13 protein-coding genes and 1 other annotated feature are annotated in these 14,832 nt (G+C 49.5%); of the genes, 6 read left to right on the forward strand and 7 right to left on the reverse strand.

From position 1 onward, the window contains the following. The first annotated feature begins 109 nt into the window (after positions 1-109). The 3 genes from NST99_RS29630 (at position 110) to NST99_RS29640 (ending at position 3,251) form a co-directional block, all read left to right on the forward strand. A complete protein-coding gene (locus NST99_RS29630) occupies positions 110-1,000 on the forward strand; it encodes a carbohydrate ABC transporter permease (protein WP_341096491.1) in 891 nt (296 codons plus the stop codon). Continuing rightward, complete coding sequence (locus NST99_RS29635; protein ID WP_341096492.1) at positions 1,000-1,836, forward strand: carbohydrate ABC transporter permease; 837 nt, start codon at positions 1,000-1,002, stop codon at positions 1,834-1,836. The genes NST99_RS29630 and NST99_RS29635 overlap by 1 nt, the downstream gene beginning before the upstream one ends. A gap of 107 nt (positions 1,837-1,943) precedes the next feature. Next, a complete protein-coding gene (locus tag NST99_RS29640; protein WP_341096495.1) occupies positions 1,944-3,251 on the forward strand; it encodes an ABC transporter substrate-binding protein in 1,308 nt (435 codons plus the stop codon). 110 nt (positions 3,252-3,361) lie between these two features. Here NST99_RS29640 and NST99_RS29645 read toward each other — a convergent pair whose 3' ends face one another. The 3 genes from NST99_RS29645 to NST99_RS29655 form a co-directional block, all read right to left on the reverse strand. After that, the gene (locus NST99_RS29645) at positions 3,362-4,630 is read right to left on the reverse strand and encodes an Nramp family divalent metal transporter (RefSeq protein WP_445745051.1); all 1,269 of its coding nucleotides are present in this window, start codon (positions 4,628-4,630) and stop codon (positions 3,362-3,364) included. A gap of 411 nt (positions 4,631-5,041) precedes the next feature. Continuing rightward, positions 5,042-6,712, reverse strand: coding sequence for a glutamine--tRNA ligase/YqeY domain fusion protein (locus tag NST99_RS29650; RefSeq protein ID WP_341096498.1), 1,671 nt, complete (start codon positions 6,710-6,712; stop codon positions 5,042-5,044). A 122-nt stretch (positions 6,713-6,834) separates the two neighbouring features. After that, positions 6,835-7,094: a binding site (T-box leader), on the reverse strand. Between the two features lie 49 nt (positions 7,095-7,143). Continuing rightward, entirely contained in the window at positions 7,144-8,700 is a 1,557-nt protein-coding gene (locus NST99_RS29655; RefSeq protein ID WP_341096499.1) for a tetratricopeptide repeat protein, read from the reverse strand. 157 nt (positions 8,701-8,857) lie between these two features. On the opposite strand from NST99_RS29655, the gene NST99_RS29660 reads away from it, so the two are divergent. Then, positions 8,858-10,057, forward strand: coding sequence for an oxalate decarboxylase family bicupin (locus tag NST99_RS29660; protein ID WP_341096501.1), 1,200 nt, complete (start codon positions 8,858-8,860; stop codon positions 10,055-10,057). A gap of 65 nt (positions 10,058-10,122) precedes the next feature. On the opposite strand, the gene NST99_RS29665 is transcribed toward NST99_RS29660, so the two are convergent. Further along, a complete protein-coding gene (locus tag NST99_RS29665) occupies positions 10,123-11,235 on the reverse strand; it encodes a WG repeat-containing protein (protein ID WP_341096503.1) in 1,113 nt (370 codons plus the stop codon). Positions 11,236-11,411: 176 nt separating this feature from the next. On the opposite strand from NST99_RS29665, the gene NST99_RS29670 reads away from it, so the two are divergent. Then, positions 11,412-11,564, forward strand: a complete 153-nt coding sequence (locus NST99_RS29670) for a hypothetical protein (protein ID WP_341096505.1) — start codon at positions 11,412-11,414, stop codon at positions 11,562-11,564. A 238-nt stretch (positions 11,565-11,802) separates the two neighbouring features. Then, on the forward strand, positions 11,803-12,864 hold the full coding sequence (locus tag NST99_RS29675) for an LLM class flavin-dependent oxidoreductase (RefSeq protein WP_341096506.1): 1,062 nt from the start codon (positions 11,803-11,805) through the stop codon (positions 12,862-12,864). A gap of 124 nt (positions 12,865-12,988) precedes the next feature. Here NST99_RS29675 and NST99_RS29680 read toward each other — a convergent pair whose 3' ends face one another. Genes NST99_RS29680 through NST99_RS29690 form a run of 3 tightly spaced genes read right to left on the reverse strand, consistent with a single transcriptional unit; the run spans position 12,989 to position 14,762 of the window. After that, positions 12,989-13,411: a macro domain-containing protein gene (locus NST99_RS29680; RefSeq protein WP_341096508.1), complete on the reverse strand. Its 423-nt coding sequence runs from the start codon at positions 13,409-13,411 to the stop codon at positions 12,989-12,991. Between the two features lie 36 nt (positions 13,412-13,447). After that, on the reverse strand, positions 13,448-13,855 hold the full coding sequence (locus NST99_RS29685; RefSeq protein ID WP_341096509.1) for a DUF7674 family protein: 408 nt from the start codon (positions 13,853-13,855) through the stop codon (positions 13,448-13,450). A gap of 43 nt (positions 13,856-13,898) precedes the next feature. Then, a complete protein-coding gene (locus tag NST99_RS29690) occupies positions 13,899-14,762 on the reverse strand; it encodes a copper amine oxidase N-terminal domain-containing protein (RefSeq protein WP_341096510.1) in 864 nt (287 codons plus the stop codon). Positions 14,763-14,832: the final 70 nt, after the last annotated feature.

Raw genomic sequence — 14,832 nt, forward strand, 5'->3', positions numbered from 1 at the left:
CTGCAATATAATCCACTTTTATAATCACCAAATTGAGTGTTGATGACTCCTGCCTCTTCCTATAATGAGGGTATGAACCCGTTGAAAAACTATACAAAGGAGATTCCATATGAGAAAAGCTCTGCGTTTGCAAAGAGGCTGGGGACAGCAAATCGTTTTCCTCGGACCCTGCCTGCTCTTCTTCCTGACCATTGTGGTCACACCCTTCTTTCTCGGCTTTTATTATTCTTCCACCGACTGGAACGGGCTGGATCTGGACAAAGCAGTCTGGACAGGCGCCGCCAACTGGAAACGGATTTTTCTGAATGATGATAAGTTCTGGGAATCCCTGCTCTTTACCCTTCGCTTCACTATAGTGTCCGTAGTTGCCGCGAATGTGCTGGCACTGCTGCTGGCCTTCCTGCTGATGACAACACTGAAGACCAAGAAATTGCTGCGTACCATCTTCTTTATGCCCAATGTAATCGGCGGTATTCTGCTAGGATACATCTGGCAGTTTATCTTCACCAAGGGCTTCGGGACAATCGGCGAAATCACCGGAATCTCCTTCTTCCAGCTGCCTTGGCTCGGTACGCCCAGCACTGGCTTCTGGGGCCTTGTCATCGTATTTGTGTGGCAGACTGCCGGGTATATGATGGTTATCTATATTGCCTCGCTCGCCGGGATTCCAAAGGATCTGATTGAAGCGGCCAAGATCGATGGCGCCCGAGCCCCACAGCTGTTCAAAAGCGTCTATGTGCCTTTGATCATGCCGGCCATCACGATCTGCCTGTTCCTTACCACATCCAATGCCTTTAAAATGTTCGATCTCAACCTGTCGCTGACTAAGGGCGGACCGGGAACCTCCACCCAGTCGCTCGCCTATAACATTTATGCGGAAGCGCTGATCAACAACCGGTACGGTCTCGGCACAGCCAAAGCGCTGCTCTTCTTCGCTGCTGTATCACTGATCACCGTTACTCAGGTATGGATCACTAAGAGAAAAGAGGTGTCGGCATAATGAATAGCAGCAGATACCGTCCCGGAAATTTCATTCTGGAAATTGCCGCCATACTCCTGGCCCTTGTCTTCCTGTCTCCGTTCTACCTGGTGCTTAGCAACTCTGTTAAAGGGCTTAAGGAAATTCTGACTGATGCTGCATCGTTTCCGCAGGTTTTTGTGTGGAGCAATTATTCTAAAGTCTGGGACGCCATAGAATTCCCGCAGGCTTTCTGGAACTCTCTGCAGATTACCATCCTGAGCGTTATCTTTATTGTTCTGTTCAGCTCCATGGCCGCTTATCAGATCGTTAGAAAGCCGTCGCGCTTCAATTCCTTTGTTTTCCTGCTGCTCATCTCGGCGATGATTATTCCCTTCCAGTCGCTGATGCTGCAATTGGTCCGGGTAACCAGTATCCTGGAACTGCGCGGAGAACTTTACGGTATTGTCGCTTGCTATCTGGGGTTCGGGATGCCTCTATCAGTCTTCCTGTTCCACGGCTTTATCAAAACTGTGCCCTTTGAGCTGGAGGAAGCGGCCCGGGTCGACGGCTCCAATCCTTACGGTGTTTTCTTCAAAATTGTCTTCCCGCTGCTGATGCCAATTATTGTTACTGTAATTATTCTGAACACCCTTTGGATCTGGAATGACTACCTGCTGCCTGTGCTGGTCATCGGCGGGAATAAGGATCTGACTACACTGCCGGTAGCTGTAACCAAATTCTTCGGGCAGTACACTAAGAAGTGGGATCTTGCGCTCGCGGGACTGGTCATGGCCATTACACCGATCCTCCTGTTCTTCCTGACGCTGCAGCGTTATATTGTTGAAGGAGTTACTTCAGGATCCGTCAAGGGATAAAAGGGTTGCAACAATATCCACTTTTTCGAGCAAAATATTAAGTGTAAGTGTAAGGTCATATGCATTACGATCAAGTTGTAGGAACCACAGACCAGGGAGGTTATTCTATGAAAAGAAAGTTCACGTTTGTTATCGCAACCGTTTGCACACTCATTATCGCAGGTTGCGGCAATGGCGGCAATACTAATTCCGGGAACAATGGAACCGCTACCAACGCCCCGAAAGAGTCAGCAGCAACTGAGTCGACCAAAGCTCCTGCCAAAGATGTGACGATCAAAATGTTCCAGTTCAAGGTCGAAATTGCCGAACAGCTGAACACATTGGCTGAACTGTATGAGAAAGAAACCGGGGTCAAGGTTGAAGTCGAAACGCATGGCGGCGGCGAAGATTATGGCGCATTGCTCAAAGCGGAAATCGCTTCAGGCTCGGAACCGGAAATTTTCAATAACGGCGGCTACACCGCTCTGGTTCCTTATTTGGACCGCGCTACCGACTTGTCAGACCAGCCTTGGGCAGCAAAACTGATCCCTACCTCCAAAACTCCTGCTACTGTAGACGGCAAGCTGTACGGCATGCCGATGAATGTCGAGGGCTATGGCCTTATTTATAACAAGGATCTGTTTACCAAAGCTGGTATTACTGAAGAACCAAAAACACTGTCCCAGCTTAAGGACGCTGCCGCGAAGCTGAAAGCTGCCGGCATCACTCCATTTGAAGCAACCAACGAATGGTGGTCCATGGGGATGCACCTTGTGAATGTTGGTCTTGCCCACCAGCCTGATCCGAAGAAATTTGTCGATGATGTCAAAGCAGGTACGCAAACCTTTAAAGGCAATGCCGTGTTCGAGCAATGGCTTGATCTGGTGGATGTAATCTTCGACAACGCCCAAGATAACAAAATGACTACCGACTATGCGACTCAGGTTGCTGATTTCGCCTCCGGCAAAGCGGCAATGATGATGCAGGGCAACTGGACTCAGGGTGACATCGACAAGATTGACCCTGCACTGAACCTTGGCCTGCTCCCGCTCCCGATCAGTGATGAAGAAGGCACCATTCTGGTAGGAGTACCTAATAACTATGTTGTAAACAGCAAATCCGCACATCCGGAAGAAGCCAAAGCGTTCCTGAACTGGCTCGTATCCTCGGAGACCGGCAAACAATATTTGACGAAGGAATTCAAGTTCATTCCGGCTGAGACTGATATTGAAACAGCTGCAGAAGATATCGGCCAGGTTGCCGTTGCTGTCCAAGAAAAATCCGCAACTGCACTCGGCTGGAACTGGGATATGTTCCCTGACGGTGTAACTCAGGGCTTCGGCGCTGCGATGCAGGAATATCTCGGCGGACAAATTGACCACGATCAGCTCCTGGAAAAGCTGGATAAATCCGTACAGGATATCGTGAAGCAATAATCAGCGTATAGCTTATACATCCTTATGTACAAAAAGCCCCGCCTTCCGGTGTGCTGTCAGGTTATACCTGACAGTCGCCGGGGGAGCGGGGTTTTGTCTGATTCTGCATTTTAGATGAACATTTCAACAATCAGGAACAGGTTGAGCGATACGACCAGCGCAGAGATGATCCAGCCCAAAACCGTAGTAATCCGGTGGTTGACCAGCCCCTTCATAATCTGGCGGTTGCTGGTGAAAATAACAAGCGGGATCAAAGCAAAGGCTATCCCGAAGGACAGTACCACCTGGCTCATTACCAGTGCGCGGGTCGGATTGATGCCAAAGGCGATAATCGCCAGCGGAGGAATAATCGTAATCGCCCGCCGCAGATACAGGTTGATTCTCTTATTAATGAATCCCTGCATAACCACATCACCGGCCATCGTCCCAACCGAAGAACTCGACAGCCCTGCGATCAAGAGTCCAAGGCCGAACGAAACTGCCGTTACAGGACCGGCCAAATGACTGAACTGCTGGAAGGCCACATCCAAGTCTTCAACTACAAGCCCGTTCTTAAAGAAAAGGGCAGCGGCAACGATTACCATCGCCATATTCACAGCACCGGCAATAACCATCGCAATAACGATATCGATCATTTCCAGCTTGAAAATCTGTTTTTTCTCTTTTTCGTCAATCCCGACCACACGGCTCTGTGTCAGTGAAGAATGAAGATAAATCGCATGCGGCATGACTGTTGCCCCGAGAATCCCTGCTGCCAGCAGGATGCTGTCCACACCCTCAAATGCAGGGGTGAATATTCCGGCGATTACTGCTCCGGCATCCGGCTTAGCCATAATGACCTGGAAAGCAAAGGCTAAGACGACGATCAGCACCATCGAAGCAATCCCGGCCTCAAGCGTCCGGTAACCACGCCGCTGCAGCTCAAGAATAGCGAATGAACCGACAGCGGTAATGATTGCGGCAGGCAGCATGGGTATCCCGAATAGCAGATATAGTCCAAGGGCTGCCCCGATAAACTCCGCCAGGTCTGTGGCAATAATGACCAGTTCGCTTTGTATCCATAAAAAAATTGAAGCGCCCTTCGGGAAGCGTTCGCGCGCCACTTCCGGCAGATTCTTTCCGGTAGCTATGCCAAGCTTGGCGGATAAGGACTGTATCAGCACGGCCATTAAATTCGATGCGGCAATGACCCATAACAACAGGTAACCGTATTTCGATCCGGCCGTAATGTTCGTGGCGAAATTCCCGGGGTCCAGATACGCTACTGAGGCAATAAAGGCCGGGCCCAGAAACGGAAGGAGTCTCTTCAATCCTTTGACGTCCCCGTTAAGTACTGCTTGTGCTGAAATTGTATTCTTGTGCTTAGGATTATTTATCATTTTGGGTGTTTCCACCACGTTTTGCTCGATCATTTCAAACCCTCCTCTTGCCCGGAAAAAGTTGTCTTCACACATGAAAGTTTCCCTGGTGCAACATTTAACTTATTTTTATTATAATCTGCTTATTGAAAAATGTAAATGTAATTTTCATGGAATTTTCCAATAAAACTATCACCTATTCTTAACTCAAATTACTGTCCGGCAATCATAATTAATCATATGTACCATAAGCCCAGTAAGTGAGCCTCCACTGCAAAGCGGATTTTGGGTATTTTGCGGAGCTTCCACAACATAAGATTCCACAAGTGGAAACGGATAATTTATAGCGTGAAGCATATAAATTCTTGAATTTTAAAAAAACGGGCAAGATTCAGGATGAAATCCCCTGTTCTTGCCCGCTTCCTCAAAGAGCTATTTCTTCCCCTTCCAGCTATCCTTCAGTGGAACAATTCTGTTGAATACCAGCCGGTCTTCGCCGCTGCGCTTGCTGTCGGCACAGAAATATCCATGGCGCATAAATTGGAATTTTGCCTCCGGCAATGCCCCTTCCACAAATGGCTCCAGCAGGCAATTCTTCAGAAGCTTCACCGAATCCGGGTTAATGACATCTCCCCATGTCCCGGTATCGCCCTTAGGACCTTCGTTGTCTTTGAGCAGCTTCTCGTACAGATATACATCTGCCCGAATGCCGTGACCAGCAGATACCCAGTGGAGCGTTCCTTTCACTTTCCGCCCGTTAAAGCCGCTTCCGCTCTTCGTTTCAAGGTCATAGGTACAGCGCAGCTCAGTGATCTCCCCCGTTGCCGCGTCCTTGACCACTTCATTGCATTTGATAATGTAAGCCCCCTTCAGCCGCACCTCTCCACCCGTCGTCAGACGGCGAAAGCCCGGAGACGGTTCTTCCATGAAATCCTCCCGCTCGATATATACGACTCCCGAGAAAGGGACCTTTCTTGTGCCTAGCTCTGGATTCTCACTGTTGTTATCTATCTCCAGCAGCTCAAAATTCTCTCCGGCTTGCCCGGAATAATTGGTGATCACGACCTTTAAAGGATCAAGCACCGCCATTACACTAGGCGCTTTGGCTTTCAAGTCCTGTCTCAGGCTATGCTCCAGCATCGAGAAGTCAACCATTGTCTGATTTCTGACCATGCCAATCCCCAGCACAAAGCTCTTGATGCTCTCCGGCGTAAACCCTCTTCTCCGCAGTCCGCGAAGTGTGGGCAGTCTTGGATCATCCCAGCCTTCCACATAATTGCCGGCAACCAGCTGCCGGAGGTAACGTTTGCTGGTAACAACACCGGTCAGGTTAACCCTGCCGAATTCCCTTTGCTTGGGCGCCTCGGCGGTCTCCAGCTCATTCAGCACCCATTCGTATAATGGCCGGTGATCCTTGAATTCCAGAGAGCACAAGGAATGTGTTACGCCTTCAATGGCGTCTTGAATGGGATGGGCAAAATCATACAGCGGATAAATGCACCACGCCTCCCCTGTCCGGTAATGTTCGGCATGAAGGATTCTGTACAGTATGGGGTCCCTCAGATTGATGTTGGGCGATCCCATATCTATTTTGGCCCGCAGCACCCTGGACCCGGAAGGATACTCCCCGTTTCTCATTCCGCTGAACAGGCTCAGATTCTCTTCCACCGTGCGCTCCCGGTAAGGGCTGTTCGTTCCCGGTTCGGTTAAAGTCCCCCTGAAGGCGGTGACCTCCTCAGGAGACAAATCACAAACATAGGCTTTGCCCTTGCGGATCAAGGCCACCGCACTGCTGTAGATTTGCTCCGAATAGTCGGAGCCGTAATAAATATGCTCTCCCGGGCTGCAGCCCAGCCACTCGATATCTTCTATGATGGCCTTCACATATTCCATATCTTCTTTCAGCGGGTTGGTATCATCAAAGCGCAGATTAAATACTCCATTGAATCTGCGGGCCATGTCATAGTTGGTATGAATCGCAAACGCGCTGCCGATATGAAGATACCCGTTCGGCTCCGGCGGAAACCTTGTGCAGACCGCTCTGCTGTAGACGCCGCCTTCCACATCTTCCCTGATCAGTTTTCTCCATATAGTTCTCTTCATTCTTCTCTTCTGGCGTCTCATTTACATTACTCATAGCTAAACCCTCCTGTGTGTGTGCAATAACCGCTCCTAAACAGTAATTCTGCGCAACAAAAAAGAACCTCACCTCCAAGACTTTGCGTCTTGGGGACGAGATTCTCGCGGTACCACCCCAGGTTTATTAATATGTCGCCATATTAAACTCATCAAGTACGGCATTGCTGAAAAGGCAAGGCTTATACTCTAGCTCTGTAACAGGAGCACCTGTCGTACCATCCCCGGCTGCCGGTTCCGATACGCCGCTCAGAGGCTTGTTTCAACAAAACATTCCCTGCCCCTTTTCAGCATCCGGGGCTCTCTGTGAAGGAATGAATTTATCTACTCTTCTCATCATCGCGTGTCATTATTTTGTATAGAATACCAAACAATCCCTGTTCCTGTAAAGGGGCGGTTTACCCCTCACTGAGTGCGGCCAGCAGGTCCAAGGCTTCCTCATGTTCCGGCTCCAGGACCAGTGCTTTGCGTGTATATTCCAGTGCCGCCTCCAGATCCTCCAGCTCATAGCTGCAAATCGCCAGGCAATAGAGCACTGTAATTACCGGCTCTTCCTCACTCTCATGAAGCGAGCGTTCCAGGAACATGCGGGCATCGCGGTACATATCCATTTCAAATAGCAGCAGTCCGCTATCCAGCGCCAGATCATACCTCTGGGGCATCGGGTAATATCCTGCCCACATCTGCTGTATACCATGCTGGAGATCCAGCAGTTCTTCGTCATTCGCATCCTCCAGCAGGCTGGAAATACGCTCAGCGCTCTGGATGAACAGCTCAGCATCATATCCGCCGAGACGCCAGAAAGCGAGAATTTGCTGCAGCCCGATGCTATCGAAGTTCTGATCCACCCATACCTTCAGGCTGAAGAAGTCATCCGGTCCGAACCGGTCGACAAACCGCCGGTAAGCCAGCCGGGTATGCACATGGCTCGCCGGATCTTTAAGCTTCAGAATACAGCCAACGTTCAGGTTCTTATAATGATGCGGGGTGAACAGCGAAAGTGCACCCTTTTGCTCAAAAAAGTACTGCATCGCGTGATAATTGGCCGTTAAGGAGATACTTCCGTGATGCATGAGCTTAGGGGGCTCTGCAAACTCCCAGTTCTCCAGCCGGTGATCGCCCTTGTCGGCGGTCAACAGCAGAAAGCCCGCTTGGGACAGGCTGTCCAGCCGTTCCATACAAGCCAGCGCCGTAGCCGGGAACAGAATATGGGTATCCTCCAGCTTCTCCCGGTAGTAGTCCGCCACCACGTGATACGGATACGACTTCTCTTCATACCCGGCCGCACGGCTGTAATGATATTCCGGAATGATCCCCTTCAGCACCTCTGAAGTTCCCAGCGACTCGGCTTCCTCCGGATACTTTAGGGAAACCTCGCATTCATAAATTTTGCCTTCGTCGATATAGAGCAGTTCTTGCTGAATGCTGTCAAAGAAATAGTTGGCGATTACCAGCAGCGGCTGCTTCAGTCCGCCCACATGGATCACGTTGCCGCTGTGCGTCAGGTGCAGCTCGGTATCATGGACCGCGTCAAAGCGCGCGAAATCAAGGATTCCCTGCTGAACAAAAGGGATCAGGCCGGGATGCTGCTGCCAGCCGGCAATATTTTTGACAGGCAGATCGCTCATTACATATTGGAATGGAGGCAGCTTAATCCCCGCATAGTCGATCAATTCGCTTAGCTTCTGCAGTACCTGGAAGGCTAGTCTGCCTGCCCCCGCACCCATTTCCAGAATAATAACCGGCTCATCAGTCTGGCCAAGTGCATAGCGGTCTTGAAGGAAGCCGAAGATCATCTCAGCATAGGCTGTCCCGATCATCGGGTTGCTCGTAATATATTGCGGAACCTGGTCATTTTTCCAGGCCTGCAAGCCCAATTCTTCGTAATATGACCGCTGCAATTCCCAAATCGGCGCTTCGCTAAAGCGGTAGCGTTGTTGTTCGCTATTCGTCATGTTCTCTAACCCTGCTCTCTATAATTCTTGTTGAATATTAATAATTATATCCAATATCATGTCCAGTGTCCCACATTCCGCTGCCATTCATAAAAATCGGCTTCCGGCATATATATTCCCATTGATGTATTTTCGGATATGGAAAGGAGCTTAACCTATGGATTCCACTGAACAGGATTCAGCCGGAACAATGAAAATCCCCCAGCCGATAAGAAGCGACGGCGCAGGCAATATCGACCGCGGGCCGCGCGATATTATGCGGGACCGCGAGAATCCGGATATGTTCGTTCCTCCCCCCACGGACAACGGACTGATTCCGAATCTGAAGTTTTCCTTCTCCGATGCCCATATGCAGCTGAACTGCGGCGGCTGGTCACGGGAAGTTACGGTAAGGGAACTGCCTGTCGCCACGACTCTCGCAGCGGTCAATATGAGCCTGACGCCCGGCGGAGTGCGGGAGCTGCACTGGCATCAGCAGGCGGAATGGTCTTATATGCTGATCGGGAGCGCGCGGATCACCTCCGTGGATCAGAACGGCCGCAACTTCATTGCCGACATCGGCCCCGGAGATCTATGGTATTTCCCTCCGGGTATTCCGCATTCCATTCAAGGACTTGCCGAAGGCTGCGAATTCCTGCTCGTCTTTGATGATGGCAGCTTCTCCGATTTGAATACACTGTCGATCTCCGACTGGTTCGCCCATACGCCCAAGGAAGTCCTGGCGGCGAATTTCGGCGTACCCGCTGCCGCCTTTGACTGCATACCGAACGATCAGGTCTACATCTATCAGGATGAAGTGCCTGGTACGATACAGAGTCAAAAGGTGCAATCACCTTATGGGGATATTCCGCTGAGCTTTAAACATCAATTATTGGCCCAGCCTCCGCTGAAGACCCCGGGAGGAAGTGTAAGAATCGTCGACTCCTCCAATTTCCCGGTCTCCCGGACCATTGCCGCGGCACTGGTGGAGATTGAACCCGGGGCCATGCGGGAACTGCACTGGCACCCGAATAATGATGAATGGCAATATTATCTTGCCGGGCATGGACGGATGACCGTCTTCGGGGGAAGCGGCGCAGCCCGTACCTTCAATTATAGAGCCGGAGACGTCGGTTATGTCCCTTTTGCTTATGGACATTATATCCAGAATACCGGCACAGACACGCTCTGGTTTCTGGAAATGTTCAAAAGCGACCGCTTCGCCGACGTCTCCCTGAACCAGTGGATGGCCCTGACTCCCCATCAGCTGGTGGGCAGTAATCTGAATGCCGGGCCGGAGCTGCTAAATGCATTGCGTAAGGTGAAATGGCCTGTGGTGGAATATCCGGGCTACGGATTCCCGAAACGCGAGGAGTAACAACAAATAAGGAACGGCTAGGACAATGCTGTCCAGGCCGTTCCTTATTATGCAGATTGATGATTTTATTGGGCCAATCCGCGTTTGGTCAGAATATATCCTGTTCCTTGAGCAGTCATCCCCACAGCATAGCCGCCACTGAACGATGAGGATTCTCCCGTATAGATAAGCTTGGTCAGCAGTTCGCCCTTGGTGTTGATGTAACCATATTTGTCTTTGGAATTGTCGGCCGGGTTGCTGATGCCAACTAAAGCTATGCCTTCTTTGAACGATAAGGCTCTATTGTATTTCTGGTAGCCGATGACCAGCTTGCCTTGTTTATTAATGAAGCCAACTTTACCTGCAGAATTGTATACGCTGGCCAGGCCTTCACTGAAATCACCGGTATTCTCATATTGAAAAGGAAGGCTGAGCTTGCCCTGCTTGTTAATAAATCCCCATTTGCCCTTCGCATTCTTCACGGAGGCCAGTCCTTCTGAGAAGCCGCTTCCCTCTTTGTACTTAAACGGAATCACTGTTTTTCCCGCCGTATTGATATATCCGTACAACCCCGCACTGTTCTTCACAAGAGCCAAACCTTGGGAGTATCCTCTCGCTTCGGTGTATTGATAGGGAATAACCAGCTTGCCGGAAGTATTGATAAATCCGATCTTCCCCCCCTCTGGCGCGTAAGCTAATGCCAGTCCGTCCGAAAAATAAAATTCCGAGCTATATTTCTCCGTTAGTGTAGTAACCACCTTACCTGCCCGGTCAATAAGGGCTTCGCCCGCACCCTCAGCCAGCACCACATGGGCTACACCACCCGACAGATTTCCGGCCGATGCATATTGGCAGGGAATGGCTACAATTCCCTTCGTGTTGATATAGCCATACCGTCCGGTTGCTGAATCCTTCACAACAGCCCGCTGCTCAGCAAAGTCTGTTACAGGCACTATACCCTCCGGGAGGACAAAAGCCTGTTTGCCGGTCCGGTCATAATAAACAAGATCTCCATCGGCCTGCACTGCAAGCAGCAGGCCATGATGAAACTCTGCGTCACTGTTTGGCTTGGCGGTATCAAAGTCAAACGACGTTTGGGAGACATCAATCTGTGCCGGTGAAGGAGCTGCCCATCCGGTTCCCGCAATTGCGGTGGTAAGACTCAAAGTCAATAATGCCATTCCGATTCTTTTGAACATGTCTGAAAGCCTCCACTTCCTTATTTTACCTAATATGTAGACGTGTTGAGTATAGAAAAAGTTTCGTTGACCGTTATGCAGCTTCTGCTGCGTTTAATGTTTGTTGGCCAAAAGTTGCTGTATGAATTATTTATCTTGTGAAGTACTAACAGCGTGTAGGATCTCATATTCTGATAATGGGGAGCGAAGCAGCATCTTGGAGAGGAGATGCCGGTCCGAAGAGCCATTCTTTCACAGGAATGGAGGTCGGACTCATGAGTACAGATCAGCTCATTGCACTGCTCGTTCTTGTCATTATGATCGTAAAGCTCGCCGTTAAGAAGGGGTAATTCTAAAGAAATGCACTCCTGAATCCGCTTGCTGCCCGGGGTATTACTGGGCAGCAGGCTTTTTTTCTGATAAAATGCCTGCCGGACACCGGACAAGCTTCTCGAACAGCGGTTAGCTCAAGCTCGCATTCGCTTAATCTGCACTTCCACAAAAATCCGCATCTTTTCTTTGCACTTACTAAAGTTGAGAAACATTAAAAAGTATAGTAATATAAAGAGACGAAGGAGGCGGAGTGAAATGGCCCAAATGGAAAATAGTATGGAGATAGGAATCAGCACTTTTTTGGAAACTACGCCCGACCCGGTGACCGGCAAGGTGATGAGCCATGCGGAAAGACTGCGCGAAGCGGTCGAAGAAATTGTTCTCGCCGATCAGGTCGGCCTTGATGTATATGGAATAGGCGAGCATCACCGTGCAGACTACGCGGGCAGCTCTCCCGCAGTTGTACTGGCGGCAGCTGCGGCTATGACGAAGCAGATCAGATTGACCAGTGCTGTTACCGTTCTGTCCTCAGATGATCCGGTTCGCGTCTATCAAGCCTTTTCTACCCTGGACGGCATTTCGAACGGAAGAGCGGAGATTATGGCAGGCCGGGGGTCGTTTATTGAATCCTTCCCCTTGTTCGGCTACAGCCTGGAGGATTATGACGAATTATTTGAAGAGAATCTGGAGCTGCTGCTGGCAATTCGGGCATCAGAGAAGGTAACCTGGCGCGGCGGCCATCGTCCGGCCATCGATAACCTTGCAGTATACCCCCGCTCCGTTCAGGATCCGCTGCCGGTCTGGATCGCCACCGGGGGAAATCCGGAGTCGGCGATCCGCGCAGGGACGCTGGGGCTTCCGGTCGCTTTCGCCATCATTGGCGGAATGCCGGAGCGGTTTGCTCCGCTAGTGAAGCTTTACAAAGATGCCGCCGCACGCGCCGGACATGATCCTAGCAAGCTGCAGATTGCCACGCATTCACACGGCTTTGTCGGGGAAACCACCGAGCAGGCCGCAGCCTTGTTCTATCCTTCCACCCAGGCCCAAATGAACGTCATTGGCCGTGAACGGGGCTGGAGCCAGCCATACAACCGCGCAGCGTATGATGATGCCCGCAGCCTGCGTGGAGCTCTATATGTCGGTGACTCCGAATATGTCGCCGAGAAGATTATTTTGCTGCATAAGAACCTGGGCGTTACACGTTTCTTCCTTCACGTCAATGTCGGCACCATGCCGCACCGTGAGGTCATGCGCGCCATCGAGCTGCTCGGCACCAAGGTTGCGCCAATCGTGCGCAAGGAGCTTGCCCGCGGCTAAGTCAATCCTAATAAGTTCCCATACAAAAGGGACGTCCGGCAAGCCAGGAAATACGTGGCCGCCCAGACATCCCTTTTTTTTGGGGTATAAGAACCCATCCTTATCAGCAGCCTACGGAATCAAACTACAATCTGCAAACAGTGATTCGTACAGGGGTATCACTAAATTCTTTCATTATAATCTCTTTTACTTTTTTCCATTGCAATTTATCCAGGCCGCAGCCAATTTCAGGCATAGCTATTTGATTGACGGCTTCCTGCAGACATATTTCCTTCATTGCTCTTAAGGACAACGTTAACGTATCATAAGTTGGCTTCTGCCAGTACTTTGACTTCGTTATCAAGTTAAACACTCGCTCCACTTTGTAACATTCACCTACGAGTAATTCATTCCTGTTGGCCTTCTCTTGAAGGGAGGACAGCTTGAATCTTTTCCGAAACTGCACAGCAATTCCAGCCCCCATCTTAGCATCCGCTGAAATACAATGGGCCAGACAGTAATCTTCCGGCATTGAAAACAAGTCTTTCTTTATCTCCTGAAATTCCATCGTCATTCACTCCGTGCAAGGATATAGTCAAATCTATCAATTTTCAAAATCCGTGTTATTTACTTTATTGTACTCTTCCAATAGCTCCTTGTACTTCCCTTCCTGCTCGCTTAACATCCACTCGAACAATGTTCGGACCGCTTCAAAAATATACGGCTTAATCTTATATGGAATAGCTTGCAGAGTTATCTCATCCCGAACTAAATGCTCATAGAAGCCGACACAAATTGCGTTATTCAAATACGGACTTCTCCGGTATTGGTTAAAACACCACTCCGCATAATTATAAATCTTATCTTGTTCTTTCCAATCCTTATTCCTATGTGCTTCAACAAGTCTATCTCCTAAGAACACTAGTAAAGAATAAATCGAGTCCTCTTTTTCATTAAACTGAAACCTAAGATCATAAAATAACTCAAGCCCTATTCTTCTCCAGGCACTCATGTATCACCTCTATTATTTGTACTCAGGTTCTGCTACCTTATCTTTAGGATTGTTCCCCGGGAATTTCCGAGATAAAATTCTTAGCTCCAGCCGGAAAAGATTTGGAAGCACTAAAAATCACATTACCCGCTTCGTCAAACGTACCGTATTTCACTTCCTCCATTTTCCACAGATCCATGAAATAATTGACCTTCCCGCTGTAATCAGGACGGGTTCCCCACTCTTCCCCATTGGGTTTCATCATATTAATCTTAAATCCGTTTCCGATCTGAAGTACCTCTTTCCCTTGCCATACCCCCCAGGCCGCTCCATTGATGACTTTATAGTAGGTGGAGATACCTCTGTATTCATAGATAAAGCTATTGCTTTTCCCATATTGAAAATAATAGGTTCCGCCCGCTCCGCCTTCTTGATCCGGGATTAGGTCATCCTGCAGCGTAATACGCGGCAAATCAAGCGCTGTATTTCTGGACTTGACCAGATCAGCACTGACCGAATCCTTCAACAACTCTGGACTCGTCTTATAGATAACTACAGTTTTTGTTGGCGCATCCCATACCACATTTGCCTTAATCCCTTCCCCAATCCAACGAAAAGGAACATACACCGCTCCATCTCTGATTACAGGAGGCGTCTTAAGCGTTACCCGTTCCCCGCCTACAATGGCTTCCTTGCTGCCCACTGTTAATTTCAGACTTTCCTTTGTTACAGAGTCAGTTACCGTGATAGTTTTGGTCTTGCTGTTCCAATCTACATTTACATTTGGAATAATGGATACCGTACGAATCGGCACTAATGTTACATTGTTCACTACGATGGGTTTCTGATCCCCCGCCTGCACCCCATTTATGTTTAAGTGAAGTTCATTTTGAAGCGCAGCCGCCCGGGCAGAGTGCATTGTAAACATAGTACACCCTATAAGAGTACAAATGAGGAGCAGCATTTTTTTCTTCATTTTATCTTCCTCCGCGATTAGT

It is taken from the genome of Paenibacillus sp. FSL L8-0470 (genome assembly GCF_038008625.1).
GTDB lineage: Bacteria > Bacillota > Bacilli > Paenibacillales > Paenibacillaceae > Paenibacillus_AQ.